This is a genomic window from Streptomyces sp. TAA040 (assembly GCF_000424845.1).
In genome coordinates this window covers 205,209-231,527 of the sequence record NZ_AUKR01000005.1, presented here as the reverse complement: position 1 = coordinate 231,527, position 26,319 = coordinate 205,209, and the positions used below count along the sequence as shown (strand labels likewise).

Sequence of the window (26,319 nt, the reverse complement as noted above, 5' to 3'; positions counted from 1 at the left end):
GTACGGACCGCCCGCCACGCAGCCGGCGGCCGACCCCGGCGGCCGACCCCGGACGGCGGGCGCCGGAGCGTGCTGCTCCGGCGGACGGCCCGCCCGGGCCTCCGGAGCCCCCGTATCCGTATCCTCGGGATCATGACGGCGGCGAGGGGAGAGACGGCGAGGTCCTGGCCCGGCTCGCTCCTGCGCACCGCGCGCTCCGGCCTGCGGGTCGAGCGCACGGCCCTCACACCGCTGATCGCGGTGCGCGGCGCCTGCGGGGTGGCGCTGGTCCTGGCGCTGGCCCTGTGGCAGGGCTCGCCCGAACTGGCCGTCTCCTCCGCGTTCGGCGCCTTCGCCTCCGGCATCGCCACCTTCCAGCGCAGTTGGCGCCCCCGTCCGGAACTGGCGCTGGCCGCCGCCTGCGGACTCTCGGTCAGCGCCTTCCTCGGATACGTGACGGCGGGCCACCCGGCGGTGTTCGTCGTGCTGCTCGCCTGCTGGGCCTTCGCCGCCGGTATGACCTGGGCGATCGGGCCGGTCTCCGGCGTGGTGGCCACCTTCGTGGTGGCGGTCATGCTCGTGGTGGTGACGCTGCCCTCCTCGGTGCTGGAGGCGGCCCAGCACGCGAGCCTGATCGCGCTCGGCGGCGTCTTCCAGGCGCTGCTGGTGGTGCTCTTCCCCATCCGCCGCTGGGGCGCCCGCCGCGACGCACTCGCGGACGCCCTGGCGGGAGTGGCCGACTACGCGCGCCGGCTGCGGCACGACCCGGCCGCGCCCTTCGACCCGCAACCGCTGATGGAGGCGCGCAGCGCCGCCGCGGTCAGCCCGCGGCAGGCCCGCAGCCGTCCCCGGCAGCTCTACGGCTACCGGGGGCTGGCGGAACGGTTCCGCCCGGTGCTCGCCTCGCTGGCCGACCCGGTGGTCGGACGCGCCTCCACCGAGGGCCCCGAGCGGGACCGGGTGCGCGAACTCCTCGCTGCCGCCGCCACAGTGCTGGACGCCACCGCCCGCGCGGTGCGCCGGGGCGAGCGGGTGCGGCTGCCGGAGGAGGCGCTGGAGGTGCTGAAGGTCCCGGCGGCCGGCCCGGTGCTGCCCCCGGGTCCGGCACGCAAAGCGGCGCTGCGGCTCATCGCGCTCAGCGACGAGGCGGTCGAGGCCGCCGAGCAGCCGGTGGAGGTCACCGCCACCGGCTGCCCACCGCATCTGCGCCGCCGCACCGGCCCGGGCACGCTCGCCGTCGCACTGCGCGCGATGCACCGCGAACTGCGCTGGCGGGCCCCGGTGTTCCGGCACGCGCTGCGGCTGACTGCGGTGATCGTCACCGGGTTCCTACTCGGCGACCTGCTGCCGCCCGAGCACGGCTACTGGGTCGCGCTCACTGTCGTCATGGTCCTCAGGCCGGACTTCGCCGAGACCTTCGAACGGGGCGCGGCGCGGCTCGTCGGCACCGTCGCCGGCGTGGCCGCGGGCGGCGCGGCGCTGGCGCTGCTCGACCCGGGGCCGTACGGGAGCGCCGTCCTGGCGGTCCTCGCCGTCTTCCTGCTCTACCTGCTCATGCGGACCGGTTACACGGTGGTCTCCGTCTGGACCAGCGCCTACGTGGTGCTGCTGCTCGGGATCGCCGGCGAGCACTGGGCCCAGACCGTGGCCGAGCGGATCGAGCTGACCCTGCTGGGCGGCGTCCTGGCGCTGGGTTCGTACGCGCTCTTCCCCGCCTGGGAGACGCCGCGACTGCGCGACCGGCTGGCCGACTGGACGGATGCCGGGCTGCGCTACTCGGCCGCGGTGTTCCGGGCCTTCGCCGGGACGGCGGACGGCTCGCGCCGCGAGCTGCGGGAGGTCAGGGAGGCGCTGCTTGACGTGCGCGCCTCCCGGTCCGAGTGGGAGCAGTCGGTGGCCCGGGCCGCCGCCGAACCCGTCCGGCACCGCGGACTGTCCCGGCGGCGGACCGCGGAGGCACACGCCGCCGCCGTGACCCTCGGCCGGGTGACCATGCTGCTGGAGGCCCAGCTCGCCGACGACTCCGTCGCCGCCGACCCGGGATCCGCCGTGTACGCCGAGGCGCTCCTGGCGGTGGCTCCGACGGTGTCGGCCGCCGTCAGGGGCGCCGATGCGCCGGCCGACCTCGGCCCGCTGCGGCAGGTGCTGGAGGACTGGCGCCGGCACACCGAGCACCCGGACGGGGTGGCACCGCGGGTCGCGGACCTGCTCGTCGACGCGCTGGACGAGCTGGCCGCCGCCACCGCTCCCGGTTGACCCACCCGCGGGCCGGAGCCCTGCGGCGACCGTCGCGGGCCGTCGCGCCGCCCTCTCCCCGGGGGCGGGCGGCACGCCCTATGCTGCCGCTGGTGGACGAGAAGCCGGAGCCCCCCGGACGCGCCGGGCCGCGCTTCGCGCGCCCGACCCGACCCGCCTCCCCGCCGTCGCCGCGGACGGCCGCCGGCCTCCTCGCGGTCCTGACCCTGGGGGCGACGACGCTGCTGGTGGTGGCGGGCCCGGACGGCACCCGGCAGGACTGCCGCCCGCTCTCCGTCACCGGCTGGCGGGCCGACGAGGCGGTGACCGGCGAGTTCGCACGCTACGGCGACGACAACAGCCGGCTCGACGACTGGACCGGCGGAGACGGCAGCCGCTCCGTCCGGCTGCCCGACGGGCGCACGCTGTGGCTGTCCGCCGACACCTTCCTCGACCGGGTGCACCCGGTCGGCACCCGCGGCTCCCGCCCGGTGTGGGTGCGCAACGCCGGGCTGGTGATGTCACCGGACGGGCGGCTGGAGCGGACGCTGCTGGGGGACGGCCCCGGCGCCCTGTTCCGGGGGCCGGCCACCGCCGACGGCCGGGAGGTGTGGCGCTGGCCCGCCGATGCCGTCGTCGAGCCGCGCGCTCCCGGCTCGGGCGAGCAGGTGGTCCGGGTGCTGCTGTGGCAGCGGGCGGCCGCCATGGGGGAGTGGGTGTTCGGCGTGCCCCGGGCGACCGAGGTCGCCACCCTGTCGCTGCCGGAGCTGGAGGTCGAGTCGGTGGAGACGGTGGTCCCGCCGTCGCGGACCGACCCGTCCCGGCGGGTGCTGTACGGCACGTCCGCGGTCCGCAGCGGCGGCTGGACGTACGTCTTCGGCGCCGACGAGCGGACCGCGGGCGGCTCCTCCGCCGCACACGTCGCCCGGGTGCCGACCGGGCGGCTGGCCGACGCCGGCGCCTGGCGCCACTGGGACGGGACGCGCTGGCAGCCGGACGCCGAGCGGGCGGCCGCGTCCACCGTCGGCGGCGCCCCGGGCGGGCCGGACGCCCGCGGCGCCAGCAACACGTACACCGTCGTCCGCCGGGGCGGCACCTGGCTGCTGCTCACCACCGACGCGGGCGGGCCGGACGGCCGGGGACTGTCGGCGGTGACGTCCTACTGGGCCTGCTCCCCGCAGGGACCGTGGCACGGACCCTCCGACGTCCTCAGTCCGCCGCTGCCGCCCGGCGGCGAGCAGGCCGGTGCGGCGCCCTACAACCCGCAGGTCCATCCGGACGCGCCGGGCGAGGGGCTGTTGCTGGGCTACGACGTCAACGTGCTGGAGCCGGTCGCCGCGGTGCACCGGGACGTCGCCCTGTACCGTCCCCGGTTCGTCCGCCTGGAGCTGGGCCGCCGCGGCGGCTGAGGCCGTGCGGCCCTCCCCGCCCGGGACATGCGGTCAGCCCCTGCCCCGAGCGGGCTCGCCGGAGCCGCCGGCCTCGCCGGGGCCCGCCTTTCCGGTGCCGCCGTCGGCGGCTTCCCGGCGGGCGGCGGCCGCGCGGGCAGCCGCCTCCTCGGCGGCCAGCGCGGCCTCCTCGCGCTGGTCCAGGTCCGGGATGCCGTCGTGGTCGTCGTCCCGGTTCTCCTCCTCCCAGAGGGCCCGGTACTTCCGCTCCCGCACCCGCAGCACCAGGACGGCGGCCACGGCCGAGAGCAGCGAGGCGATCAGGACGGCCGCCTTGACGTGCTCGGTGGTCTCCCCGTCGGTGAAGGCGAGCTCGGTCACCAGCAGGGAGACGGTGAAGCCGATGCCGGCCAGCATCGACACCCCGGCCACGTCGGACCAGGCGAGATCGGAGCTGAGGCGGGCGCGGGTGAACTTGGCGGCGAGGTAGGTGCCGCCGAACACGCCGAGCACCTTGCCCGCGAAGAGGCCCAGCACCACGCCGATGGCCTCCGGCTGCCGTGCGGCCTCCGCGAGCGCCGAGCCGGAGACCGAGACGCCGGCCGCGAACAGGGCGAACAGCGGCACCGCGACGCCGGCCGAGAGCGGCCGGATCAGGTGTTCCACGCGCTGCGCCGGGGCCTCCTCCTCGCCCTCGCGGGTGAGGACCCGCAGCAGCATGCCCATGGCGACACCGGCGATGGTCGCGTGCACGCCGCTGTTGTACATCAGTGCCCAGATGACGAGGCCCAGGGGCACGTAGACGTACCAGCCGCGCACCCTCAGCCGGTGGTGCAGGAACCAGAAGACGGCGAGTCCGGCGAAGGCGCCGGCCAGGGCCCAGAGGTTGAGCGCGGAAGTGTAGAAGACCGCGATGACGACGATGGCGCCCAGGTCGTCGACGATGGCCAGGGTGAGCAGGAAGGCCCGGATGCCGGACGGCAGATTCGTCCCGACGACGGCCAGGACGCCCAGGGCGAAGGCGATGTCCGTCGCCATCGGGATCGCCCAGCCGCTCATGTCGCCGCCGCCGACACCGTTCACCGCCACGTAGAACAGCGCCGGCACCACCATGCCGCAGACCGCGGCCACGACCGGCAGCGCGGCGGCCGCCGGCCGCCGCAGCTCGCCGGCGACGAGTTCCCGCTTGAGCTCGATACCGGCCACGAAGAAGAAGATCGTGAGCAGGCCGTCGGAAGCCCAGTGCTGCACCGACAGGTCCAGGCCGAGCGCGGGGATGCCGAAGTGGAAGTCCCGTACCGTGTCGTACAGGCCGCTGAGCGGGGTGTTGGCCCACAGCAGGGCCACCACGGCCGCGGCGAGCAGGACCATGCCGCCGACCGTCTCGGTGCGCAGCGCGGAGGCCAGCACCCGCCGCTCCCGCACTCCGGGACGGCCGTAGACGCGCGGGTGCTCGGGAGCGGTGCGGTCGGTGGGATCGGGACTGGATGACATCGGGTGGGCCTCCCGGGGCAGACGGACGACGACTCGGACGGGGGCACACCTGTGGCGTGCCGCCGACCAGACTTCCCGGCACACCTTGTTCGCTCGCACGGTTCGATGACGATGCGCGATCTTGACGCGTCGGCTTTACCGTACCCGCATCGCACCGTTCACTCACAAGAGGCAACCGCCGCGACCTGCGCCTACCGGTGGGTAGATGGCTGTTGCACTCACCGGAGTTCGGTGAACGCCTCCACGGCCCGGGTGCGTCCGGTGACAACGATCACACAGCCCGGTCGGACGACGGTCTCCGCGGCACGGTGGGTGAAGTCCCGTCCCCGGTCCCCGCCCGGCTCTCGGCACACCGCCGCCTGCGTCACCACTGTGCACGCCGGTCGCCCGCGCGGCGCGGCACGGGGCGGGAACCGGACGGAAGGCCAACGTCGTGACCTGGGCTCGCCTACGCTGTCCGGGCAGCACATCCCGGGGCCCTTCGGTGCCACCGGGCCCTACGGGGAAAGCGAAGGCAAGTGAAGAGCGCCGCGATACCGAGCAGCTATCTGGGGGACTACCCCGCACTGCTCGACGAGGTCTCCGCGACCGGACGCCTGTTCCGGCGGAGCGAACTCGACGGGTTCCGGGAACTCGGCGAGCAGGCCGCGGAGAAGGGCTTCGGGCTGCGCCAGCTCGTCGGCCTCTACATCAGGGAGACCCGCATCCGCTGGGGCCGGCTTCCCGGCGTCGCCAAGGCGGCCGGGGCCGCCGAACGCGCCCGGACAGGTGATGCGGTCTTCGCCGCCCTGGAGTCCGCGGTGACGGCGCTGGGCGAGGGCCACGAGCGGGCCCAGCGGTTGGCCGTCCGGCAGGCGGAGGCCGAGCGCCGCGAGTTCCTCGACGACCTGCTCTACGGCCGCAGCGACCTGGGCCGGCTCGCGGAGCGGGCCCAGGGCTTCGGGCTCAGGCTGGCATACGCCCACGTCGTCGCCGTGGCCACCGCGGAGACCCACTTCGACGACGTGCACCCCACGGTCCGCCGGATAGAGCGGGAACTGCTCGGCCGGTTCGGGGAGCGGGACGTGCTGCTGGCCACGAAGGACGGCCGGCTGGTGTGCATCGCCCCGGGCAGCGAGCGTCCGGTACTGGACGCGTTCGTCGGGCTCGCGGCGGACCCCGGCCCCGGCTACCCGGCCGCCCGCCGGGTCGCGACCGGCCGGGCGCACAGCGGCGCCGGCGGAGTGGTCCGCAGCTACGAGGAGGCGCTGAGCGCCCTGGAGATCGCCGACCAGCTGAAGCTGGAGCCGGTGCACCTCTCGGCCTCAGAGCTGCTGGTCTTCCCGGTACTGCTGCGCGACCGCGGCGCGATGGCCGACCTGGTGCGCACGGTGCTGGGGCCGCTCACCGGGGCCCGCGGCGGCGCCGGACCGCTGTTGCGCACCCTGGCCGAGTGCGCCGCCGCCGGCTACGTCAACGCAGAGGCCGCCCGGCGGCTCAAGGTGAGCGTCCGCACGCTGTCCTACCGGCTGGAGCGCATCCGTACCCTGACCGGCTACGACCCAGGGGACGGCCTCCAGCGCTTCACCCTGGAGACCGCGGCGATGGGCGCCCGCCTGCTGGGCTGGCCGGAAAAGGAACTGTAGCGGCCCGACGGGCGTCCGAAGCAGCACGAGGACCGCGGAGCGGAGGCGCAGGGTACGGAGAGGCGGAAAAGCTGCCGGGTCCTGGCAATGTGCCGAGGATGCGGCGAGTGCCAGGATGAGCGCACACCGCACCGGCACGGGGGCAGGACGATGGGCGAATTCCTGAGCGCGGCGACGGCGTTCTCTGCCGCCCTGTTCGGCCCTGCGGTCGTGGTGGTGCTCGTCTACTGGCTGTTCGTGCTGGTGGACGCACTCGGGGTCGACGCCCTCGACGGGGGTGGGGACGTCGGCCCCGGGGTTTCCGCGGCCACCTCCGGCTCCGGTTCCACCGGCGCCCTGGCCGCCTTCGGGCTGGGCGGCGTGCCGGTCGCGGTCGCGCTGTCCCTGCTCTTTGCGATTGCCTGGTTCGTGTCGCTCGTCGCGGTGGAGCTCTCCGCGTCGCCGCTGGTGCGCGTGCCGGCCCTGCCGGTGGCCCTGGTGGTCGCCTGCGAGGCCCAGACCCTCACCGGGGGTGCCGAGGCGAACGTGCTCAAGCTCGCCGAACTGTGCGATCGGATGACCCCCGAGCAGCGGGCCCGCGTGCGGAGAGACCACAGGACGGGCCGGGCGCCGGCGGGGGCGCCTCGACCTGGAAGGTCGTGGGCGTACCGGGTCGTGCGGGCGGGCAGGCGGTGCCAGGTGACCGGCGCGCTCTGGTTACCGTGGGGACCGTCCGCGGGCCGGGGCCGTCCGGCTCGGGCATCCCGCCCGTCCCGCCCAGCGGGGGGCACATGTCTCAGCAGTCCGAACCAACGGCCGTTCGCCGGATAGGGGCACTCTCATGGCGTCGCGTTTCCAGGAGCACCGGCAGCACCGCCGGGAGCAGCGCCAGGACGAGCTGGCCGAACGGCTGCGCTCGGCCGACACCGACGTGCGCAGGGCAGTGGTGGTGGACTTCCCCTGGGTCGAGGACACCGCGTGGGCCCGGAGCCAACTGCTGGACATGATCGACGGGGAGCCCGAACTCGACGTCCACGTGCACGCGGTGGTCGCCCTCAGCCAACTGCTGGCCCGGGAGCCAGAGCAGTTGGCCGCACTCGAACGCGCCCTCTGCTCCGGCCTCGACGCCCCGGGCCGCCTGCTGGACGCCTGGCTGGCCTGGCGGGAGGAACAGCGGCTCGACGGTCCTCGGCAGCACCCCGGTTGGGCCGACGCCCACGAACTCCACGAGCAGCTCGCCGCGGAGCAGATCGTGCTGCGCGAGGCGGGCTGGACTCCCGCGGGCCCGCCGGGAGCCGCGGAGACCGGCCTGGACCGGTCCGCGGTGCTGGTGGGAGCGCTGGCACCGCTCACCATCACCCTGCGCCGGTACGTCCGCTCGCCGGACTGGAACCGTGCCCACCGGCGGGCCACCGTGCTGACCGTCCTCGAACACGCCCGCGGCTGCCCCGCGGGCAGCCGGGACCGGGCCGCGGCACTCGCCGGTCTCCTCCCGGACCGCACCCGCCCGGCGTGGACGGACGGGCTCGACGCACTCGTCGCCGTCGACGAGGCACTGGCCGTCTCCGGTGACGAGCAGCGGCTGGCGCTGGACGTCCTGCGCACCCTGCTCGCCCCCGGGGACGTGGCCCGGGTGGCGGCGATCCGCCGGTTCCTCGACACCGTCGCCGCCGAGGAGCGGCAGGACCCTGGCGCGCTCGCCGCCGCCGCGGAGATCTACGGCCTGCTCGCCCGGGCCCGCGGACTCACCGACCCGCCGGTGGCCAAGCTGCTCGAACTGCTCGCCTGCCCCGACCCACGGGTCAGGGCGGCGGCGGCCGGAGGCGTGGGCCACTTCGATCTCGCCGCGCCCGACCAGCCGGTGGTGGTCACCGTGCTGACGCCGATGGCGGTCGCCGACCAGGACCCCGCGGTCCGGGCCGCGGCGGCCGGCGCGCTGGCCAGGCTGCGCCTCCCGGACGGAGTGCTGCTCTCCTCGGTCCACGACACCCTGCGACGCCACCGGGACAGCGCCGACCCGGCCATCCGCGCCGCCTGCCTGCGCCGGCCGCTGGACGCCGGTGACCCCGAAGCGGTGTCCCGGCTGGCGCGCGAGCTGGGCGACGCCGAGCGGGCGGAGCCGTTCGTCCGGATACTGGCCGACATGGCCAGGACGGGCATCGACTGGGACCCCGTCGTCGCCGGACCCGCCACCGAGGTGTTCGAGGCGCTGGACGGCCTGGCCCGCTCTGGCTGGGGCGAGCGGCACGGCGCCGCGGCCGAACTGGACGCCGCGCGGGCCGGGGTCGCCGAGGCCGCCACCGCGGACACCGTCCACGCGCCCTGACCACGCCCTCGTCCGCCCCTTCCTGCCCCGACGCCCGCCTGCTGCCCCAGCCGGAGCGGGGCCCCGCCCCTCGACACCGAGCGGCAGGGCCCCGGGGCGGGCCCCCGCCTCGCCACCCCTCCCGGGGTGCTCCCCGTACCCGCACCCGCGGCCCATCCGCCGGGTCGTGGCGGGATCGCAACCTTCCCGCAACCGGTTTCCCGGCTCCTCGCCGCCGCCCGCTCCGTCTCACCGGCCGACGGGCCCGCAAGCCCGCGGGCCGGAGCGAGGGGGAGTGGCGTAGGAGGTGCGCACACAGGCGACTCGGGTCGTCAACAGCTTCCGGCAGGACTATCCGCAGCCTTCCGGCAACGGCTTCGCCGTGAACCTCGACGGCGCCCGGGCCGACGCGGACGGCTGGTCGATGTATCCTTCATGCGCGTGTGGGTGAAGGTCGTCCGCTTCCGGCGGACGCGAGGCGCGGAGAGTGGAGGTGGTGCTGCGTGCGCAGCGAACCCCCCAGTCGGACACTCCACGGCGGCACCGCTCCGACCCGCCCCTGAGGCGGGGACCGCGAGCGCTGCCCCGCGGAAGCCGCTGCCGTCCGCCGCCGAAACCGCCGCTGCGCTGAGGACCTCCCCATGCCGTCGATCGACCTGCCCGAGGAACTGCACCCCGACCTGCCGGAGTCGCTGCGGGAGATCATCGGGAACCACCGTCTCCACGAGGCCCTGGAATGGCTGGAGACCCACCCGCCGCACGTCATCGCGGACGAGCTGGCCCGGATGGACAACGTCGACGCGGGCATGGCCTTCCGGTTGCTCGACAAGGACCGGGCCCTGACCGTCTTCGAGGAACTGGAGCCCGTCGACCAGCAGGAGATCCTGGAAGGACTCAGGGACCACACCTTCCTCGAACTCGTCGAGGGCATGGACCCGGATGACCGGGCCCGGATGCTGCGTGAGGCGCCGGCCAAGGTCGCCAAGCGGGTACTGGCCGGGCTCAGCGCCCACGAGCGGCGGATGACCTCCGCCCTGCTCGGCTACCCCGAGGGCTCGGTCGGCCGCTACATGACGCCCGAGGTGGTGGCGCTGCCCCAGGACCTCACCGTCGAGCAGGCCCTGCACACCGTACGGGCCAAGGGCGCGGACGCGGAGACCGTCTACACGCTGCCCGTCGTCGACCACGGGCGCCGCCTCACCGGGATCGTGGAACTGCGGGAACTGGTGCTGAGCCCGCCGGAGACGATGGTCTCCGACCTGGTGGCCACCGAGGCCACCTCCGCCATGGCCACCGACTCCGCCGAGCTGGCCGCCCGGCTGATGCGCGAGACCAACGACCTCAACCTGCCGGTGGTGGACAGCGAGAACCGGCTCGTCGGCCTGCTCACCTTCGACGACGCCGTCGAGGTGATCGAGGCCGCCGACACCGAGGACATGGCCCGGCAGTCCGGGGCGACCCCCTGGGCCGGCCACTACATGGCGGCCGGCGTCTGGCAGCTCGCCCGCTACCGGGCGCTGTGGCTCTCGCTGCTCCTGGTCGCCGCGACGCTGACCGTCAGCGTCACCCAGGCCTTCGAGGGGACCCTCGAAGAGGTCGCCGCGCTCGCCGTGTTCATCCCGATGCTGATCGGCGCCGGCGGCAACGCCGGCGCGCAGGCCGCCACCGCGTGCGTGCGGGCGATAGCGGTGGGGGAGGTGCGCGGATCCGACCTGTTCCGGGTCATCTGGCGCGAATGCCGGGTGGGCCTGCTGCTGGGCGCGCTTCTCGCGGTCCTCGGGGTGGTCGTCGGCACCGTCTTCGTCGATGCGCGGGTGGCGCTCGTCGTCGGCATCACGCTGGTGCTCATCTGCGGCTGGGCGGCGACCATCGGCGGCACCATGCCGCTGCTGGCCAAGCGGCTCCGCATCGACCCCGCGGTGGTCTCCGCGCCCATGGTCACCACCCTGGTCGACGCCACCGGCCTGATCCTGTACTTCCTGACCGCCAAGCTCGTCCTCGGCGTCTGACCTGTGCCGCGCCCGCGCCGCACGGAAGGCGAACCGCCGGGGTCGGTCGGGGCGGGAACGCGACGGTGGCCGGGCACATACCGTGCCCGGCCACCGTCGGTGCTTCCCGCGGGTGCGCGGGGCGCACCGTTCACTCGCGGCGCAGCGAGCTCCAGTCCAGTGCTCCGGCCGCCTCCCGGCTGGCCTCCTCGGCAGCCGAGCGGCTCTCGGCGGGGATGTCGCCGTGCTCCTCGATAAGGCTGTCGTAGATCGGTGCGGCGCCAGTGCTTTCCTGCTGCGTCACGTGGTTCAGTCCTTCTGCTGTCTCGTGCCGTTCGGCCGCTGCTCGGCCGTCACGGTCGGGGAAGTCGTGGGGGCCGGGACTGGTGCCCGGGCACTCTCGTCGTTGCCGCTCGTGCCGCTCGTGCCGCTCGTGCCGCTCGTGCCGCTCGTGCCGGTCGGGCCCGCCGCGCCGGTCGGCTCCGCGACGGAGTCGGAGTCGGAGTCGGCCACGGTCTCGGAGCCGTCGCTGCGGAGCGAATCGTCCTGCGGACGTGCCCCCGGCAGCTGGTGTCGGGCCGCGATGATCGCCGCGTCCACGTCTTTGGTGCCGGTGGCGACGCAGAGTGCGTACGAGACGTCGGCGAGTCGCTGCCGCACCGCCTGCTCGCCGTCCTCAGCGTCGAGCACGCGCAGGGTCTGGTACTGCTCGACGAGATCGTGCAGCACCACAGGGTGTGCCATCAACACAGGAGAACTCCTCATCGCCCCGCTTCGACAACATCAGAGGCGGCCCGTCGGGTACCCCGTTCGGGCGGGCCCATTCACCCGGGCGGGCAACTTTTTCGGTGGATCGCCGCCCCGTTCCCGCCGGTCAGGTGGTGCACGGAAACCGACGCGGCACCGACGGGTGAGAGGCGGCGCGTGAGGTACCCGGCGACCGGACGGGCCGCGCGCCCGCTGCACGACAGCCACCGAAGCAAGGAGAGCGGTCATGGACGCCATGGGCGACGACGTGTACCAGCCGGACGATTCCGAGGTGCAGGACGACAACGCGCTTCTCGATCCGCAGGACTCGCTCGAGGACCGCGGGGTCGACGTGGCGATGGAGGAGGGCTACTCGCCTCCCGAGAAGCCGCTGGCCGCGGAGGAGTACGGCACCACCGCGACCGAGCAGCACGAGGGGGAGAGCCTCGACCGGCGTCTGGAGCGCGACCGCCCGGACGTCGGCCCCGGCGGTGAGCAGACGAACGAGGACGAGGTGGCCGCGGCCGCCGACGCCGGCGAAAACCGGGCCGGTCGGCTCGTGGCGCCCGACGAGGGCGCGCACCCCGACGTCGAGAAGGACGTGATCGGCCGGGACGTGGGCATCGACGGGTCCGCGGCCACTGCCGAGGAGGCGGCTGTGCACGTGGTGCCGGAGACCACCGGACTCGACGGCACCTCGGAGCCGGGTGAGGCGCTCGACCCGGGCGAGGACGTGGAGCCCGGCGAGGCGGCCGCGGCGGAGGAGATCGACGCGCCGCCGGAGGCGCTCACCCCCGAGCGCGTGGCGAACCCGGAGCAGTCCGGCTGATACGGGGGAGATCCCGGAGCGCGGGTCCTCCTCCGGGCCCGTCGCCGTACGGGGACCGGCGCGGCCGGTCAGCTCCCGCCCTGGCTGCGAGCCTCGTCCGCCGGGCGCCGGCCGGTCTCGCGCAGCTCCTGGCCGCCCTCGCGGGCCACCCGGGCGCCGTCGTCGCTCGTGCGGTGGGCGGCGTCCCGGGCCGTGTCACGGGCCGAGTCCAGCGCCTGCCGGGACGGCTCGCGGAGTTCTCCCCGGGCTTCCCTGGCCGCCTCCTGTGCCGTCTCCTTCACCGGGTCCAGCAGCTCGTCGGAGTGCCCGCGCAGCTCCTGCCCGACGCGCCGCTCGGCCTCCGCTGCGGGGAAGAGCGTTCCGGCCAGCATGCCCGCGCCGAACGCGATCAGGCCGGCGGCCAGTGGGTTGCCCCGGGTACCGGACTTCACCCGCTCCGGCGCCTCCTGCACGGCTTCGCCCGCTTGCCGGGAGTTCTCCCGCACCGTGTGGCCGGCCTGCGCCCGGGTGTTCTGAGCGGCGCCCATCACCTGCTCCTTCGCTGTGCTCATGCGGCGCCGTGCCGCGTCGGCACGGCGGTGGGCCACCCGTCCCGGGCTCACCCGCTCCGCCAGTTCGTCCACCGTGTGCGCCAGGTGCGTGCGGGTGGCGTTCGCGTCCTGCTTTAGCCTGTCGGGTTCCGTGCCCATCGGGCATCCTCCTTCAACGAGTCGACGGTCCGCTCCGGCGTGAGCCGCACGGCCCGCATGCGGGAGCGTCCGGCCGCGAAGAGCGCTCCGGCCGCCGCCGTCCACGCGACGGTGACCAGCAGCGCCGCCCAGGCGCCGTCCATCACGGGGGAAAGGGCGAGGACGAGCGTCAGGCTGCCGAAGACGAGGGCGAGCACGGTGGCCATCCCGGCCCCGCCGAGCATGCCACCCGCCTTGCCCGCCTTTCCGGCTTCCTGCCGCACCTCCTCCTTCGCCAGTTCCACCTCGTCGCGGAACAGGCAGGAGAGGGCACTGGTGATCTCGTTGACCAGGTCGCCGAGCGACGCGTCAGCCTCGGGACCGGCGGGACCGGGCCCGGGGTCGGCCGGGCCGGCCGACGTGCCGGGGGCCCGGTGGTGCCGCGGCCCGCTCCGGGGGTCGTCACGGTCGCCCCTCCTCTCCCGGGCGTGCCACGTCGCGCGGCGGGTAGTGCGGCGCGGGCGGGGGTGTCGGCAGCGGCGGCGCGGCAGTCCCGCCGACCGGCGGCCCGCCGGGGGCTGCGCCCGGGCCCACGTCCGCGAGCGGGGTGGTGTCGGCTGCGGGGTACTGCGGGACGGAGCCGTGCGAGGGGCCGTACCCAGCGTCGGTCGCGGAACCGTCCGCGCCGGGGCCGCGCCGCTCGCCGTCCGTGGCGGAGGCGGAGCTGCCTGCGGCGCTGACGCCCTTGCTCAGCCGGGACGCGGCGAATCCCGCGAGCGCCGCTCCGGCCAGGAACAGACCGGGCCGACGGCGGGCGAAGTCCTGCAGGTCACCGACGAGCTCGCCGGGGCTGCGGTGTTCCAGCCGGTCGGCCGCGGTGTGCCCGTAGCCGGCGGTCTGTCCCACCATCGAGCCCGCCGGGGACTCCTGCTCGGAGTTCCGGCGCATCTCCTCCAGACCCTTGGCGAAGGTGCGCAGCCCCCTGGCGAGCCGATGGGTCTGCTCGGCTGCTTGGGCCTCGGCCTGCCGGCGGGCCTGCTCGATGAGCTGCTGCGCCTGGTCCCCCCCCGCCTCGCGGGCCACCCGTCCGGCCTCCTGCCGGGCGGTGCCCGCGACCTCTCCGGCCCTCTCCTGGGCGACGTGGGCACCTTCCCTGGCGCCCTGCGATGTGGTGCGGGTGGTCGAACCGCCGCTGTCACGGCCGGGTCTCGGCCGGCGTAGTCGGTCGTGCTTCCTCCAACTCGCTTTTCTCGACGCCCGATAGACGTCCGGACGCCTCGGAGTACCCAGGCTGGCCGACTGAACACCGCTGATCCCGTATTCGTGAGGGCCCCCGCCCCTCGGGCGCCGGTGCAAGGGACTGCGTGCGGAAGGGCGGCCACCGCCCGTCGGAGCGGTCCTCCTCGGGGCGTCGCGCCGGTCGGCCGGTGCCTCACCCGTGCGCGGGGGATTCGGATGCCCGCGAACGGCTACCCGCAGCCGCATGGGAACCAACGGCAAGCACACAGATGCGGCAGGGGCACCGGAGCGGGAGACGGGCAGCGAGAAGAGCCTGGCGGAGACGACCGGGCCCGAGTCCGGACCGCACGCCCCCGACCAGCCCACCGACCTGCCCCGCCGTTCCTGGTGGCAGGTCATGCGCAGCACGGGGACCGAGTTCCTGAACGACGATCTCCCCGACCGGGCCGCGGCGCTCACCTACTACGGGGTGCTGTCGATCTTCCCGGCGCTGCTGGTGCTGGTGTCCCTGCTCGGCGTGATCGGCGAGCGGGCCACCGACACGGTGCTGGAGAACATGCAGAAACTGGCTCCCGGCCCGGCCCGGGACATCCTGGAAGGCGCGGTGGACGGCCTCCGGGAGAGCGGGGGCACCGGCAGCGTGCTGGCGATCGTGGGTCTGCTGGGCGCGCTCTGGTCGGCCTCCGGGTACGTGGCCGGCTTCATCCGCGCCTCCAACAAGGTCTACGACCTGCCCGAGGGGCGCCCGGTGTGGAAGGTCACCCCGCTGCGGCTGGGCCTGACGCTGGTGCTCATGCTGCTGCTCGTCGCCAGCGCGATGATCGTGACGTTCACCGGGCCGATTGCCGAGCAGGCAGGGGAGGCGCTGGGCCTGGGCAGCGCGGCCGTCACCACCTGGGCGATCGTCAAGTGGCCGGTCCTGGTGCTGCTCGTGGTCTTCATGATCGCGCTGCTCTACTGGGCCGCTCCGAACGTGCGCGGCCCCGGCTTCCGCTGGCTCAGCCCGGGCAGTCTGATCGCCGTCCTGGTGTGGTTGGTCGCCTCCGCCGGCTTCGCCTTCTACGTGGCCAACTTCGGTTCCTACAACCGCACCTACGGTACGCTCGCCGGCGTGATCATCTTCCTGATCTGGCTCTGGATCTCCAACCTGGCCGTTCTGCTCGGGCTGGAGTTCGACGCCGAGCTGCGGCGTGCGCGCGCCGTCGTCGCCGGCCACCCGAAGGCCGAGGAGCCGTACGTGGAGCCGCGGGACACCCGCAAGTGGTCCGAGGCGGAGCGTGCGGAGTACGAGGAGCACCTCGCGCAGCAGGAGCGGAACCAGCGTCTGCGGGAGCGCTCCCCGGACGGCGGGGAGCGGGACGCCCACACCGAGGGCCGTGTCCCGGACGCCGAGGGGCGGGACGCTCGTGCCGAGGAGCGTTGAGCCAGCCGCGCACCTCCGCTTCCCGCACCGCGGCCGTTCCTCCGGCGGGCCCGCCGGAGGACGAGGGCCCGAGCGGCCCGCGACCATCGATCGGAGCAGCCCATGACCCACATCGCCGCGGTCCACACGGTCCTGGCACCGCACCGGTACGAGCAGTCCGAGATCACCGAACTCGCTGCCGCCTCCCTCCCCGGTGTGAACCGCGGTCTGCTCGACCGGGTGCACGCGAGCGCCCGGGTCGGCGCCCGGCACACCGTGCTGCCGCTGGAGGACTACGCGAAACTCGACGGCTTCGGCTCGGCGAACGACGCCTACCTCACCGCCGCCGTGGAGATGGGCACCGAAGCGGTGCGCGGTGCGCTCGACACCGCGGGGATCGAGCCCGGAGAGGTGGACCTGCTGCTCTACGCCTCGACAACCGGGGTGGCGGCGCCCTCCGTCGACGCCCGGCTCGTCGAGCGGCTCGGGCTGCGCTCCGACGTCAAACGGCTGCCCCTGTTCGGGCTCGGCTGCGTGGCGGGCGCGGCGGGCGTCGCCCGGCTGCACGACCTCCTGCGCGGCCGGGCCGACCAGGTCGCGGTCCTGCTGACGGTGGAGCTGTGCTCGTTGACCTTCCAGCGCAGCGACCCCACGGCGGCGAACCTGGTGGGCAGCGCGCTGTTCGGTGACGGCGCGGCGGCCGTCGTCGCCCGCGCCACGGACGCCCGCAGCGGGGACGGCGCCGTCGCGGAGCCGCCGCGGTCCGGCGGCCCCGAGGTGAGGGCGAGCCGCAGCGTCCTCTATCCGGACACCGAGCGCGCCATGGGGTGGGACGTCACCGACAGCGGCTTCCACATCGTGCTGGACCCGGGGATTCCCGACATCGTCCGGACCCGGTTGCGCGGCGACGTGGACGGGTTCCTCGCCGACCAGGGGCTGAGCCGCCGGGACATCGGCACCTGGGTCTGCCACCCGGGCGGCCCCAAGGTCCTGGAGGCCATCGCCGAGACCCTGGAACTGCCCGACGGCGCGCTGGACGTCACCTGGCAGTCGCTGGCGGAGGTGGGGAACATCTCCTCCGCCTCGGTGCTGCACGTCCTGCGCGACACCGATGCCCGTCGCCGGCCGCCGGCGGGCACCTGGGGCCTGATGACGGCCTTCGGCCCGGGGTTCTGCTCCGAACTGGTCCTGCTCCGCTGGTGAGCCGAATCGCCGGCCACCGAGCCGTGAGCGGCCAGGCCGGGGAGGAGCCGGACCGGGACGAGCCCGGCCTGCGAAGAGCCCGTGCACGCCGTCTGTAGGAGAGCCCGCCCGAGAGGAGAGGGAACGATGCAGTGGTACACCCTGCTGGTCGCAGCGGTGGCGATCGAGCGACTGGCCGAGCTGGCGCTGGCCCGCCGCAACGCACGCTGGAGCCTGGCACGCGGGGGAGTGGAGGCCGGACGGCGGCACTACCCGGCGATCGCGGTCCTGCACGTGGCGCTCCTGGCGGGCTGCCTGGTGGAGGTGTGGACGGCCGACCGGCCGTTCCTGCCGTGGCTGGGCTGGCCCATGCTGGCCGTCGTCCTGGCCGCCCAGGCGCTGCGCTGGTGGTGCATCGGCACGCTGGGCCCGCAGTGGAACACCCGGGTGATCGTCGTGCCCGGACTGCCCCGCATCACGACCGGCCCCTACCGGCGGCTCCGCCACCCCAACTACGTGGCAGTCGTCGCGGAGGGCATCGCCCTGCCGCTCGTGCACGCCGCGTGGCTGACCGCCCTCCTGTTCACGGCGTGCAACGCCGCGCTGCTGCTGATCCGCATCCGCTGCGAGGAACAGGCGCTGTCCGCGCCCTACGACCCGGCCACCGCCGCCGCGGAGGAGCGCACCGACGTGTAGAGCCCGGCGACCGCGGTTTACCCGAGCGCCGCGGCGGTGACCCGGGCGGCGGAATCCGGAACCGAGCGGAAGCGAGGCAGTACCGTGAGCACCGCGCAGGCCGAACGCGCAGAAGCGGCGAAGCTCCGCCAGGACGACGTCCTGGCGACCCTGCTGACGCAGCACGCCCGCATCCGGGGCCTGTTCGCCGCGGTCAGGTCCTCCCGCAAGGTTCTGGCGGAACTGGAGAAGCTGGACGTGGGCAGCGCGGAGTTCGACGCGCTGCCCGCCGAGTTCGAGCAGTCCGTCTCCGACCACGAGGAGGACGAGGAGTTCCCGGCCGTGCGCCGGGAGTGCTCAGCCGAGAAGCGGGAGAGCATGGGCAAACAGCTCTTGACAGCCGAGGACACCGCCCCGCCCGTCCCCACCGCGGCCGGTTCCCCGGCGGCGCAGCGGGCCGTCGACCCGTTCGCCTCGCTCGTCGACCGGGCCAGGGACGCCTTCGCGCGGACTTCCTCCTCGGGAAGCTGACCGCGGCCGCCCGGGGCGTCCACCGCACGGAGAGGGACGGTTCGCCGGTCCGCTCACGTGACGGCGATGACGGCTCCCAGGGTCGCCGAGTTGGCGACGGTGTTCAGCGCGGCCTGCGCGGCGGTGACCGCCTGCCGCACGGCGAGGGCGGACCACCGGTCACGGGCGAGCGCCGTCATCCGCGCCTCGACCGCCGCCGGTTCGGAGTCCGGGAAGACCATCCGGTGCAGTTGCGCCCCGTGCAGCAGCGCCACCAGGGCCGCCGTCCGCTCGTCCACCGTGTCCTCGTCCGCCGTCCGCCCGTCCGCGCCGCCTTCCGCGGCGGGCTCGTCCGCCGGCGGGGTGTGCAGGACGGCTGCGTCGAGCCGCCGACGGACGGCGGCCTCGGCCGAGCCGTCCGCCTCCGGGTAGCGGCGCACCGGGAACAGGCCGAGCACCTTCCGGGTCTCCTCCCGGACCAGGCCCTTCTCCAGCAGGCCGGCGCGCGCTTCGCCGACGGCGTCCTTCTTGAGCGCGTGCATCCAGTCCTTGACCGGGCGGGGCTCCCTGTGCTCGACGATCCGGGCGAGAGCGGGGTCGAGCCCCGGATTCCCCACCGGTGCCGGCGAGCGGACGGACACCTTCTCGCCGTCCACCGCGATCCGGTCGGCCAGTGCCAGCTCCACCAGCAGGGCGGCGGCGACCGCCCAGCCGGTCCGTTCCGCCTCCTTCTCGGAGCCGGACTCCTCGTCCAGCGACAGCAGCAGCAGTTCTTCGCCCAGCGTCGTGTCCATCTGCCTCGCCTGTCCGGATGCCCGCTCGGCAAACCCCGTCGTGGCCCCTCTCCGGCCGCGGAGGGCCGGTTGCGGGGCGCGGCGGACCTCTAGGATCAGCCGCATGGAACTGCGCCAACTCGAGTACTTCGTCGCTGTCGCGGAAGAGGCCAGTTTCACTCGGGCCGCCGCCCGGCTGTACGTGACGCAGCCGGGGGTCAGTTCCCAGGTGCGGCGGCTGGAGAAGGAGTTGGGCCAGGAACTCCTCGACCGCACCGGTCCCGCGGTACGGCTCACGGAGGTGGGAACCGCGGTGCTCGCCGCCGCCCGCGCGGCCCTGGACGGCGTCACGTCGGTGCGTGCCACGGTCGACGAGTTCACCGGGCTGATCCGCGGACGCGTCTCGGTGGGCATGGTGCGCTCCTGTTCGCTGCTCGACCTGCCCCCGCTGCTCGCGGCGTTCCACGCGGAGCACCCCCATGTGTCCGTCACCCTCTCCGAGGCCAACTCCGACGTGCTGCTGGAGGAGTTGCGCACCGGGCGGCTGGACGCCGCCGTGGTGGCGCTGGCGGGGGAGGACCCGCCCGGGGTGGTCCTGCACGTCCTGGCCGACGAGCCGCTCGTCGCCGCCGTCGGCGAGGACGACCCTCTGGCGGGGCACCGGAGCGTTCCCCTCGACGCCCTGCGCCACCGGTCGCTCATCTGCCTGCCCCGCGGGACCGGTATGCGGACGTGCCTTGAGAACGCATTCCGCGCGGAGGGCTGGGAGCCCCGGGTGGCCTTCGAGGCGAGCGACCCGCACGTGCTCGCGCGGCTGGCCGCCCGGAGTCTTGGACCGGCCGTTCTGCCGGGCTCCCTCGTTGCCGAGCACCCGCAACTCCGTGCGGTGGCCGTGACCTCCCCGCTGCTGCGCGGCCGGATGGCGCTCGCCTGGCGCCGGGAAGGCCCGCCCGGCCCGGCGGCCCGGCGCTTTCTCGCCCGCGCCCGCGCCGCCCTGCCGCCGGTGAGCGCGTCGTCCGGCTGAGGACGCCGGTCGGCCGAGGACGCCGGTCGGCGGCCGACGCCCGCCGGGGTGTCTCAGACGAGGGACTCGGTCGACGTGAACTCGGGCTGGTCGATGACCCGGAGCCAGGAGCCGTCCGGCTGCCGCCTGACCACCTGGGCGCGGGCACCGGCCCCGTCCTTCGGGGGAGTGGCCGTCAGCGCGATGTCCCCGCAGACGAGAGTGGGGAGCGGGGTCTCAGCGGTGAACCGCGGGCGGTGCGAGAGCACTTCGGCCCACAGGGCGCGGATGGCCTCCCGTCCCACCGTGGTGCTGCCCGGGGGGTACGCCATCACGGCGTCCTTCTCGTAGAGCGCGGCCACCCCGTCCGCGTCCCCCGCGTTGGAGCGCTCGACGAAAAGGCGGGTCAGGTCCTCGGGCTCACGCGCGGACTCCTGTGGCGCACTCATGATCATGGTCCTTTTCTGCCGTGGGTGTGCGAACGGTGTGCCGTCCCAGCATCCCCGTCACCGTCCGCCGTGGCCAACAACCAGCGGTGATGAGCGGCAGAAGCGCGGGCTATGGGGGCGGCCCGGTGCCCCGGCCGTACCTCCTCGGGGCGCCGGCGTCCGGCGCGCGTTGCCGGACGCCGGGAAGGGCAGTCCCCGGCGAGGGAGGCGTACGCGACGATGTTGTCGGAGTGGTAACCCTCCTCGTCCGCGTAGTCGTCCCGCAGGTGATCAGCCGGAACCCGGCGTGGTCGAGGTTGCCGCGGGGGTGACGGAAGTGTCCCACCGGCACCCGGCCGTGGGGCGCCTGACGTGGGCGAGGCCCCGGTGGCCGAGGTGGCCGTACCACGCGCCACCTCGGTCGGCGGCCTGCCAGTGGCCCGTCAGGCGCCCCGCAACCAGGACCCGGGGGCGGCCGAGGCGACGAGTTCGCCCAGACCGAAGGCGACCGAAGCGGGCACCAGCAGGAAGGTACCGGCGCGGACCAGCAAGGGGGCGGCGATCGACACCACGTCGTGGGGAGCGCTCGTCGCGAAGAAGTCGCGCCAGCGCAGGATGTCTCCGAGGCTGCAGGCCCAGAAGAACAATCCGGTCACGAGCAGGACCGTTCCGGCCAGGAGACCCAGGAAGGTGGTCGCTTCCAGGAGGTCGACACGGTCCTCGTGCTCCTGGAGGGTGAACGCGGCGGCGCCCACGCAGACTGCTGCCCCCGTCCCGTACGCGGCTCCGCGCGCGATGACGCCGCCCAGCCGCAGCCGCGGTTCGCGTATGCCGTCCCGGCCGGTGCGCGGTCCGCTCATGACCACCCCCATGTCCCTGCGGAACGGTAGCAGCGAAGCCGCTGTCACTACCGCGCCACGGCGCCCGGCTCCTCCATGAGCGCGGCCCGGCCGGAGACGCGGAGCTTGCGGTAGGCCCCGGTCAGGTTCTTCTCCACGGCCCGCGAGGTCACGTCGGGTATCTCGGCGATCTGCGCCTTGGTCCATCCCTGGAGCACGAGGCTCACCACGGCGTCCTCGGAGCGGGTCAGCCGGTCGCGCGCGGCCCGCAGACGCCGGGCGAGTGCGACGGTCGCCCGGGCCAGCCGGTCGGTCGAGTCCCGGAGCACGTCGACGGCCTCCCGGAGCAGTTCGAGCACCGAGGTGCCGGGTGTGTGGGTGCCCAGCACTCTCAGCGCCCGGCCGCAGGCGGTCGGGCCGCCCCAGGCGGTCGCAGCCCGGTGCTCCTCGTCGATCAGCGCACCGGCGGTTTCGAGGTTGCCGAGCCGCTTGTGCAGGCCCGCCGCCCATAGGCGCCAGGGCGCGGCGGCGGGGCCGGTCCAACCGCGCCGGTCCAGTTCCGGGCCGCAGTCCGCGAACCACTTCAGCGCGGCCGACGGGTCGCCGGTCACCGCTTCGACCATGCCGCGCAGCATGCGGTCGGCGACGACGAGCCGGATGTCGTCGGTCGCGCCCAGATCCGAGAGGTCCCGCTCATTCCCGCCGCTGTGGAGGAACTGCTGCGGCTGTCGGGAAACCTCAGCCTCCCGCGCTACGCCCGGGAGGACATCGAGATCGGCGACGTGACGATCCGGGAGGGCGATCTCGTCCTGCTCGACATGCCCCTGGCGAACTACGACGGACGGCGTTCGAGGCCCCACCACGCTCGACGTCACCCGCTCGCTCAACCGCCACATGACCTTCAGTCACGGCGCCCGGATGCGTGCGAGGGCCCCGCCCGCCCGGAGGACGCCGGCCACCCTCTACGAGGGCCTGCTCACCCGCATGCCCGGCCTGCGTCCGACGCAGCAGCCGGTCAGCGGTGTCAGCCGCCCGCTGTCCGAAGGGCTGCCGGACGAGGTCCGCTTCACCTGGTAGTCCGCGGTTCATTGCCCCGCAATTGGGGGGCGGGTACCGTCGGAGCCGAGACGTCGATCGGCCCAGCGAGTTTCGGTGGCGGCCGTCGCGATTGTCGCGAGTGACGTGCGGAGAGGAAATCGGTGTGGTTGCGGTAGGAACTGTGGTGCGGTTCGACACGGTCAAGGGATATGGCTTCGTCGCCCCGGACAGCGGTGCGGGAGATGTGTTCATCCATGTCAACGACATGCTGTTCGACAAGAGTGAGGCTGTTTCAGGGGCCAAGGTCGAGTACGTCCTGGAAGACGGGGAGAGGGGCCCCAAGGCGAGTGAGATCAGGCTGCTGGAGTCGCGTCACTCCGCCTCCGCCCCGGTCCCGTCCACTCCGGTCCACGCCCCCGCGGACGGGCTCCCGGCCCAGTCGGAGGACGAGCTCTGCGACATCCTGTCCGGCAAGGAGTACACGGTCGAGGTCACCGAGTCCCTTCTGGGCTGTGCGTCGCTCACGGCCGAGCAGGTCGTCGACATCCGCCGGCGGCTGCTGCACATCGCGCAGGCGCACGGGTGGATCGACGACCAGGCGCGCGGCTGAGCGTCGCGGCGGCGAACTTCCGCCGTGCGACGGTGTGGGACGGTCCGGACCCACCTCGGTGGGTCCGGACCGCCTCTGCGTGCACGCCCCCGGCTCGCCCGCTCCGCCACGCGTCCCGCACCGGCCCCGCCACCCGGAACAACCCGGCCGTCGGGAGCGCAGAGGCGCGTCAGTCCGGCGCGTCGGGTGCCGCGACAGCGGAGAGCGTCACGGTGCCGTCGTCCGCGACCGACCAGCCGGGATTGTGACAGACCTCCCAGCGATGGCCGTCGGGGTCGGCGAAGTAGCCGTGCCAGCCGCCGAACGCCGCGCGCTGCGGCTCCTTGAGCACGGTCGCACCCGCCGCACGGGCGCGCCGCACGGCCTCGTCCACTTCGGCGGGTGAGCCGAGGTTCTGCGCGAGGGTGAACGGCGTACCGGCCGCCGCCGGTTGTCCGGTGTCGGCGCCGAGTTCGGTCAGGGGGAACAGCGCCAGGGCCAGCCCCCTGCCGATCTGGTAGAAGACGATCCCGTCCAGGGCGAGCAGCGGCGTCCACCCCAGGCCGTCGCTGTAGAACCGGCGGCTGGCGCCCACGTCCCCGACACCCAGTGTCACCAGGTTCACCTGCTGGTCCATCATCACTCCATGTGCCGGTAGGAGAGCGCCGTCCGGCCGTAATGCTACCGACGCGGCCGGGCGGGCGCGCGCCCGGCCGCGACACCGGTCCCGAACCGGTCTCCTGCCCCGGAGCCCCGGGTGCGGGGACCGCCGACGAAAGCGAGAAGGCTGTGGAGCACACACTGAACCTGTGGCGCCGGGAACTCGGAGAGGTGCCCCCCTCGGTCTGGCAGCGGACCGAACTCCGCGTGCTGATCCTCGCCGACAACGGGCTCACGGACCTCCCACCGGGGATCGGACGACTGCACCGGCTGAGGACCCTGGATCTGGGCCACAACGCCCTCACATCGGTTCCCGACGAACTGGGCGGTCTGACGCGGCTCAGCGACTTCCTCTACCTGCACGACAACCGGCTTGCGCAGATCCCGGACGCTGTGGGAGAGCTGAGCAGGCTGCGGTACCTCAACGTCGGCGAGAACTCCCTCACGACACTCCCCGAGACCCTCGGGGGGATGACCGGTCTCGTCGAGCTGAGGGCCCAGCACAACCGGCTCACCAGGCTGCCTGACTCCCTCGGCGGACTCCGCGACCTGCGCGAGCTCTGGCTCCGGGGGAACCGGATCGAGCACTTGCCGCCGTCGACCGCCGAACTGCACGAACTCCGTCACCTGGACCTGCGCGAGAACGCGCTGGCCGCACTGCCGCCCCCACTGGCCGGCCTGCCGCGGCTGCGGCAGATCGACCTGCGGAGCAACCGCCTCCGCCACCTGCCGGACTGGCTCACCCGGCTTCCCTCGCTGGAGAAGCTGGATCTGCGGTGGAACGGCATCGACCCCTCCCTGCCGGTGTTGGCCGCGCTTGAGGAACAGGGGTGCGTCGTCCTGGCATGAGCGGGGCGACGCGCGGTCCCCCGGAGCGGGGCCGGCACCCCGGGGCGGGAGCCTGCCACGTCATGGGCAGGCGTCGGGCAGGCCGGACCACGAGTGGACCGCCTGCCCGTCGGCGGGCGCGATGCGGTGCGGGGTCACCGCGGCCCGGCTCATGGAGCGACCGCGCCGGAGGCAGCCGCGGGCGTGCGGTTTCACGGCCCTGTCACCGGAGGACGTCTCCAACCGTCACGAAGGTCTCCAGTTCGTCGCGGGTCGGAAGCAGCTCGCAGTCGCCGGGGACGGTCACGGCGTAGGCGCCCATCGCGCAGGCCGTCTGGAGCCGTTGGGCGGGGTCGGCCCCCCGCAGGCGTTCTGCCAGGTATCCGGCCACGAACGCGTCCCCGGCCCCGACGGTGTCGACGACAAGGACGGACAGCGCCGGTTCCTCGTGGAGCGCGCCATCGATGTGCGCGGTGCATCCACGTGCGCCGGTCTTCACGATGGACTCACGCGGTCCCGACGCCGCGAGGCCGGCGGCCAGGGACTCGGGGGTGTCCGCCTCCGAATCGAGGACCAGTTGGGCTTCCCCTGTCCCGGCGAAGACGATGTCCGCCTCTGCGACGAGCCATTGCAGCTCACGCCGTGCGGTGGCCCGGTCCCAGAGCTTGCTGCGGTGGTTCACGTCAACGCTGACGAGTACGCCGTTCTCCTTCGCGGCGGCGACCGCGTCCCGGACAGCCTCGCGGGCCGAGGCGCTGAGGGCCGGGGTGATACCGGTGAGATGCAGGATCTCAGCACCTCGGACGCTGTCGACGGGGATGTCGCGGGAGGCCAGGCGGGAGCCGGCCGATCCGGCGCGGTGGTAGTCGACGTGGACGACGTTCGCAGTGCGGTGGTGGCGCACCATGAGACCGGTGAACGCGGTGTCCCGGATCGCCACGGTCCGGATGCCCTCAGCTCTCAGCCGGCGTCCAACGAGGTCACCGGCGGCGTCGTTTCCCACCCGGCCGATCCAGGTGACCGGGGCCCCCAGGCGCGCGGCGCCGATGGCCACGTTGCTCTCGGCACCGCCGACGCCGAAGGTGAAACCACGTGCGTATTCCAGGGTGCCGACCGTGGTCGCCGTGACCAGGCCCATCGTCTCGCCGAAAGTGAGCAGTCCGCCCGCGGCGGGCGGTGCGGACACGGCACGGGAGTCTGTCACCGCGCGGCCCTGCCTTCGGAGACGGCCGCAAGCGCCTGGCGGCAGCGGACCGTGAGGTGGTCGTCGACGCCCTCCGTCACTGCCGCGCCGATCAGAGGCGTGCCGAGGCCGACGGCGGCCACCCCGGCCGCGATCCACGCCGGGATGTCGGTCAGGGAGATGCCGCCGGTGGGAATGAGGGGAACGCCGGGAAGCGGGCCGCGCAGGTCCGATACGTACCGGGGGGAGACGGCCGAGGCGGGGAAGAGCTTCACGGCGGGTGCGCCGGTGCGGCCGGCGGCGTGGATCTCGGTGGGGGTGAGTGCGCCGGGATAGGCGGCCGCGCCTGCTGCACGGGCCGTGCGGACGACCTCGGGCGCCGCGACGGGCGAGACGAGGAAGCGGGCGCCGGCGTCTATGCAGGTCTCCGCCTGGTCGGCGGTCAGAACCGTCCCGGCGCCGATGATCGCCTCCGAACCGTAGGCGGCCGTGAGATCCTGGATGCACCGCAGGGCGCCGCGAGTGGTGAGGGTGATCTCGATGGCGTGGATGCCGGCGTTCAGCAGCGTGTCGGCGATCGCGGGGAAGTGCGCGGCGGTGGGGGCGCGCAGGATCGCGACGAGCCCACGGGCTGTGATGTCCTCGGTGACTGGGCAGAGCACTGGCACGTCCGAAGGATCGGGTGGCGCGTCCGAGGAGTTGTTGGCACGGCTCATTCCTGCTTCAGGTCCTG

Annotated in this window: 26 protein-coding genes and 3 pseudogenes; 16 read left to right on the top strand and 13 right to left on the bottom strand. The window is 74.2% G+C overall.

What is annotated here, in order from left to right; translation table 11 throughout:
* Positions 1-132: 132 nt before the first annotated feature.
* Both H300_RS0104955 and H300_RS25005 read left to right on the top strand, forming a co-directional pair.
* Positions 133-2,235, top strand: coding sequence for an FUSC family protein (locus tag H300_RS0104955; RefSeq protein WP_037979109.1), 2,103 nt, complete (start codon positions 133-135; stop codon positions 2,233-2,235).
* A 92-nt stretch (positions 2,236-2,327) separates the two neighbouring features.
* A complete protein-coding gene (locus H300_RS25005) occupies positions 2,328-3,623 on the top strand; it encodes a DUF4185 domain-containing protein (protein ID WP_486583558.1) in 1,296 nt (431 codons plus the stop codon).
* A 33-nt stretch (positions 3,624-3,656) separates the two neighbouring features.
* On the opposite strand, the gene nhaA is transcribed toward H300_RS25005, so the two are convergent.
* The gene (gene nhaA / locus H300_RS25000) at positions 3,657-5,096 is read right to left on the bottom strand and encodes a Na+/H+ antiporter NhaA (RefSeq protein ID WP_051269475.1); all 1,440 of its coding nucleotides are present in this window, start codon (positions 5,094-5,096) and stop codon (positions 3,657-3,659) included.
* A 518-nt stretch (positions 5,097-5,614) separates the two neighbouring features.
* Here nhaA and H300_RS0104935 point away from each other — a divergent pair.
* From H300_RS0104935 to mgtE, 4 genes are all read left to right on the top strand, one after another.
* Positions 5,615-6,721: a helix-turn-helix domain-containing protein gene (locus H300_RS0104935; RefSeq protein WP_037979107.1), complete on the top strand. Its 1,107-nt coding sequence runs from the start codon at positions 5,615-5,617 to the stop codon at positions 6,719-6,721.
* Between the two features lie 150 nt (positions 6,722-6,871).
* Positions 6,872-7,531: a hypothetical protein gene (locus H300_RS29090; RefSeq protein WP_051269473.1), complete on the top strand. Its 660-nt coding sequence runs from the start codon at positions 6,872-6,874 to the stop codon at positions 7,529-7,531.
* 10 nt (positions 7,532-7,541) lie between these two features.
* Positions 7,542-9,026, top strand: a complete 1,485-nt coding sequence (locus tag H300_RS0104925; RefSeq protein WP_028426554.1) for a HEAT repeat domain-containing protein — start codon at positions 7,542-7,544, stop codon at positions 9,024-9,026.
* A gap of 620 nt (positions 9,027-9,646) precedes the next feature.
* Positions 9,647-11,014, top strand: a complete 1,368-nt coding sequence (gene mgtE, locus H300_RS0104920; RefSeq protein WP_028426553.1) for a magnesium transporter — start codon at positions 9,647-9,649, stop codon at positions 11,012-11,014.
* A 130-nt stretch (positions 11,015-11,144) separates the two neighbouring features.
* Here the strand turns inward: mgtE and H300_RS31765 are convergent, their stop codons facing one another.
* Together H300_RS31765 and H300_RS32150 are read right to left on the bottom strand one after the other, a co-directional pair.
* Positions 11,145-11,297, bottom strand: coding sequence for a hypothetical protein (locus tag H300_RS31765; protein ID WP_199779130.1), 153 nt, complete (start codon positions 11,295-11,297; stop codon positions 11,145-11,147).
* 230 nt (positions 11,298-11,527) lie between these two features.
* Positions 11,528-11,743, bottom strand: a pseudogene (locus tag H300_RS32150) (DUF5133 domain-containing protein); the annotation flags it as partial.
* 244 nt (positions 11,744-11,987) lie between these two features.
* Between H300_RS32150 and H300_RS24985 the strand changes: the two are divergent.
* Positions 11,988-12,416: pseudogene (locus H300_RS24985) on the top strand (DUF5709 domain-containing protein); the annotation flags it as partial.
* A 221-nt stretch (positions 12,417-12,637) separates the two neighbouring features.
* Here H300_RS24985 and H300_RS0104900 read toward each other — a convergent pair.
* The 3 genes from H300_RS0104900 to H300_RS29085 all read right to left on the bottom strand — a co-directional run bounded on the left by H300_RS0104900 (position 12,638) and on the right by H300_RS29085 (position 14,320).
* Positions 12,638-13,258, bottom strand: coding sequence for a DUF3618 domain-containing protein (locus H300_RS0104900; RefSeq protein ID WP_028426552.1), 621 nt, complete (start codon positions 13,256-13,258; stop codon positions 12,638-12,640).
* Positions 13,234-13,542, bottom strand: a complete 309-nt coding sequence (locus H300_RS32145) for a phage holin family protein (RefSeq protein ID WP_486583557.1) — start codon at positions 13,540-13,542, stop codon at positions 13,234-13,236. The genes H300_RS0104900 and H300_RS32145 overlap by 25 nt, the downstream gene beginning before the upstream one ends.
* A 157-nt stretch (positions 13,543-13,699) precedes the next feature.
* Entirely contained in the window at positions 13,700-14,320 is a 621-nt protein-coding gene (locus H300_RS29085) for a hypothetical protein (protein WP_051269471.1), read from the bottom strand.
* Positions 14,321-14,720: 400 nt separating this feature from the next.
* Between H300_RS29085 and H300_RS24970 the strand changes: the two genes are divergently transcribed.
* From H300_RS24970 to H300_RS0104870, 4 genes are all read left to right on the top strand, one after another.
* Positions 14,721-15,899, top strand: a complete 1,179-nt coding sequence (locus H300_RS24970) for a YihY/virulence factor BrkB family protein (protein ID WP_078515717.1) — start codon at positions 14,721-14,723, stop codon at positions 15,897-15,899.
* Positions 15,900-16,001: 102 nt separating this feature from the next.
* Positions 16,002-17,081: a 3-oxoacyl-[acyl-carrier-protein] synthase III C-terminal domain-containing protein gene (locus H300_RS0104880; protein WP_028426551.1), complete on the top strand. Its 1,080-nt coding sequence runs from the start codon at positions 16,002-16,004 to the stop codon at positions 17,079-17,081.
* A 126-nt stretch (positions 17,082-17,207) separates the two neighbouring features.
* Positions 17,208-17,756, top strand: a complete 549-nt coding sequence (locus H300_RS0104875; protein WP_028426550.1) for an isoprenylcysteine carboxyl methyltransferase family protein — start codon at positions 17,208-17,210, stop codon at positions 17,754-17,756.
* Positions 17,757-17,840: 84 nt separating this feature from the next.
* On the top strand, positions 17,841-18,266 hold the full coding sequence (locus tag H300_RS0104870; protein ID WP_028426549.1) for a hypothetical protein: 426 nt from the start codon (positions 17,841-17,843) through the stop codon (positions 18,264-18,266).
* 53 nt (positions 18,267-18,319) lie between these two features.
* Here H300_RS0104870 and H300_RS0104865 read toward each other — a convergent pair whose 3' ends face one another.
* Complete coding sequence (locus H300_RS0104865; protein WP_028426548.1) at positions 18,320-19,039, bottom strand: GOLPH3/VPS74 family protein; 720 nt, start codon at positions 19,037-19,039, stop codon at positions 18,320-18,322.
* A 103-nt stretch (positions 19,040-19,142) separates the two neighbouring features.
* Here H300_RS0104865 and H300_RS0104860 point away from each other — a divergent pair, with 103 nt between their 5' ends.
* On the top strand, positions 19,143-20,042 hold the full coding sequence (locus H300_RS0104860) for a LysR family transcriptional regulator (protein WP_028426547.1): 900 nt from the start codon (positions 19,143-19,145) through the stop codon (positions 20,040-20,042).
* Between the two features lie 53 nt (positions 20,043-20,095).
* Here H300_RS0104860 and H300_RS0104855 read toward each other — a convergent pair whose 3' ends face one another.
* The 3 genes from H300_RS0104855 to H300_RS32140 all read right to left on the bottom strand — a co-directional run bounded on the left by H300_RS0104855 (position 20,096) and on the right by H300_RS32140 (position 21,911).
* Entirely contained in the window at positions 20,096-20,470 is a 375-nt protein-coding gene (locus H300_RS0104855) for a nuclear transport factor 2 family protein (RefSeq protein ID WP_051269526.1), read from the bottom strand.
* Positions 20,471-20,892: 422 nt separating this feature from the next.
* Positions 20,893-21,309, bottom strand: coding sequence for a DUF6336 family protein (locus H300_RS0104850; protein WP_028426545.1), 417 nt, complete (start codon positions 21,307-21,309; stop codon positions 20,893-20,895).
* 47 nt (positions 21,310-21,356) lie between these two features.
* The gene (locus H300_RS32140) at positions 21,357-21,911 is read right to left on the bottom strand and encodes a helix-turn-helix transcriptional regulator (protein WP_486583556.1); all 555 of its coding nucleotides are present in this window, start codon (positions 21,909-21,911) and stop codon (positions 21,357-21,359) included.
* Between the two features lie 84 nt (positions 21,912-21,995).
* Here H300_RS32140 and H300_RS32135 point away from each other — a divergent pair.
* The 3 genes and pseudogenes from H300_RS32135 to H300_RS0104835 form a co-directional block, all read left to right on the top strand.
* A pseudogene (locus H300_RS32135) lies at positions 21,996-22,049 on the top strand (hypothetical protein); the annotation flags it as partial.
* 133 nt (positions 22,050-22,182) lie between these two features.
* On the top strand, positions 22,183-22,365 hold the full coding sequence (locus H300_RS32130; protein WP_028426543.1) for a hypothetical protein: 183 nt from the start codon (positions 22,183-22,185) through the stop codon (positions 22,363-22,365).
* A 124-nt stretch (positions 22,366-22,489) separates the two neighbouring features.
* A complete protein-coding gene (locus H300_RS0104835) occupies positions 22,490-22,936 on the top strand; it encodes a cold shock domain-containing protein (protein ID WP_037979105.1) in 447 nt (148 codons plus the stop codon).
* A gap of 169 nt (positions 22,937-23,105) precedes the next feature.
* Here H300_RS0104835 and H300_RS0104830 read toward each other — a convergent pair whose 3' ends face one another.
* Positions 23,106-23,555, bottom strand: coding sequence for a VOC family protein (locus tag H300_RS0104830; RefSeq protein WP_486583555.1), 450 nt, complete (start codon positions 23,553-23,555; stop codon positions 23,106-23,108).
* A 149-nt stretch (positions 23,556-23,704) separates the two neighbouring features.
* On the opposite strand from H300_RS0104830, the gene H300_RS0104825 reads away from it, so the two are divergent.
* Positions 23,705-24,424, top strand: coding sequence for a leucine-rich repeat domain-containing protein (locus H300_RS0104825; protein ID WP_037979189.1), 720 nt, complete (start codon positions 23,705-23,707; stop codon positions 24,422-24,424).
* 202 nt (positions 24,425-24,626) lie between these two features.
* Here H300_RS0104825 and H300_RS0104820 read toward each other — a convergent pair whose 3' ends face one another.
* Both H300_RS0104820 and H300_RS0104815 read right to left on the bottom strand, forming a co-directional pair.
* The gene (locus tag H300_RS0104820) at positions 24,627-25,589 is read right to left on the bottom strand and encodes a sugar kinase (protein ID WP_078515715.1); all 963 of its coding nucleotides are present in this window, start codon (positions 25,587-25,589) and stop codon (positions 24,627-24,629) included.
* A 14-nt stretch (positions 25,590-25,603) separates the two neighbouring features.
* On the bottom strand, positions 25,604-26,302 hold the full coding sequence (locus H300_RS0104815) for a bifunctional 4-hydroxy-2-oxoglutarate aldolase/2-dehydro-3-deoxy-phosphogluconate aldolase (protein ID WP_028426538.1): 699 nt from the start codon (positions 26,300-26,302) through the stop codon (positions 25,604-25,606).
* Between the last annotated feature and the right edge of the window lie 17 nt (positions 26,303-26,319).

What these genes read in the sequence shown, in the direction of transcription:
- H300_RS0104955 (WP_037979109.1), top strand. Translation starts at nt 133, where the DNA reads ATGACGGCGGCGAGGGGAGAGACGGCGAGGTCCTGGCCCGGCTCGCTC.
- nhaA (WP_051269475.1), bottom strand. Translation starts at nt 5,096, where the DNA reads ATGTCATCCAGTCCCGATCCCACCGACCGCACCGCTCCCGAGCACCCG.
- H300_RS29090 (WP_051269473.1), top strand. Translation starts at nt 6,872, where the DNA reads ATGGGCGAATTCCTGAGCGCGGCGACGGCGTTCTCTGCCGCCCTGTTC.
- H300_RS0104925 (WP_028426554.1), top strand. Translation starts at nt 7,542, where the DNA reads ATGGCGTCGCGTTTCCAGGAGCACCGGCAGCACCGCCGGGAGCAGCGC.
- mgtE (WP_028426553.1), top strand. Translation starts at nt 9,647, where the DNA reads ATGCCGTCGATCGACCTGCCCGAGGAACTGCACCCCGACCTGCCGGAG.
- H300_RS0104900 (WP_028426552.1), bottom strand. Translation starts at nt 13,258, where the DNA reads ATGGGCACGGAACCCGACAGGCTAAAGCAGGACGCGAACGCCACCCGC.
- H300_RS24970 (WP_078515717.1), top strand. Translation starts at nt 14,721, where the DNA reads ATGGGAACCAACGGCAAGCACACAGATGCGGCAGGGGCACCGGAGCGG.
- H300_RS0104880 (WP_028426551.1), top strand. Translation starts at nt 16,002, where the DNA reads ATGACCCACATCGCCGCGGTCCACACGGTCCTGGCACCGCACCGGTAC.
- H300_RS0104875 (WP_028426550.1), top strand. Translation starts at nt 17,208, where the DNA reads ATGCAGTGGTACACCCTGCTGGTCGCAGCGGTGGCGATCGAGCGACTG.
- H300_RS0104865 (WP_028426548.1), bottom strand. Translation starts at nt 19,039, where the DNA reads ATGGACACGACGCTGGGCGAAGAACTGCTGCTGCTGTCGCTGGACGAG.
- H300_RS0104860 (WP_028426547.1), top strand. Translation starts at nt 19,143, where the DNA reads ATGGAACTGCGCCAACTCGAGTACTTCGTCGCTGTCGCGGAAGAGGCC.
- H300_RS0104855 (WP_051269526.1), bottom strand. Translation starts at nt 20,470, where the DNA reads ATGAGTGCGCCACAGGAGTCCGCGCGTGAGCCCGAGGACCTGACCCGC.
- H300_RS0104850 (WP_028426545.1), bottom strand. Translation starts at nt 21,309, where the DNA reads ATGAGCGGACCGCGCACCGGCCGGGACGGCATACGCGAACCGCGGCTG.
- H300_RS32140 (WP_486583556.1), bottom strand. Translation starts at nt 21,911, where the DNA reads ATGGTCGAAGCGGTGACCGGCGACCCGTCGGCCGCGCTGAAGTGGTTC.
- H300_RS32130 (WP_028426543.1), top strand. Translation starts at nt 22,183, where the DNA reads ATGACCTTCAGTCACGGCGCCCGGATGCGTGCGAGGGCCCCGCCCGCC.
- H300_RS0104830 (WP_486583555.1), bottom strand. Translation starts at nt 23,555, where the DNA reads ATGATGGACCAGCAGGTGAACCTGGTGACACTGGGTGTCGGGGACGTG.
- H300_RS0104815 (WP_028426538.1), bottom strand. Translation starts at nt 26,302, where the DNA reads ATGAGCCGTGCCAACAACTCCTCGGACGCGCCACCCGATCCTTCGGAC.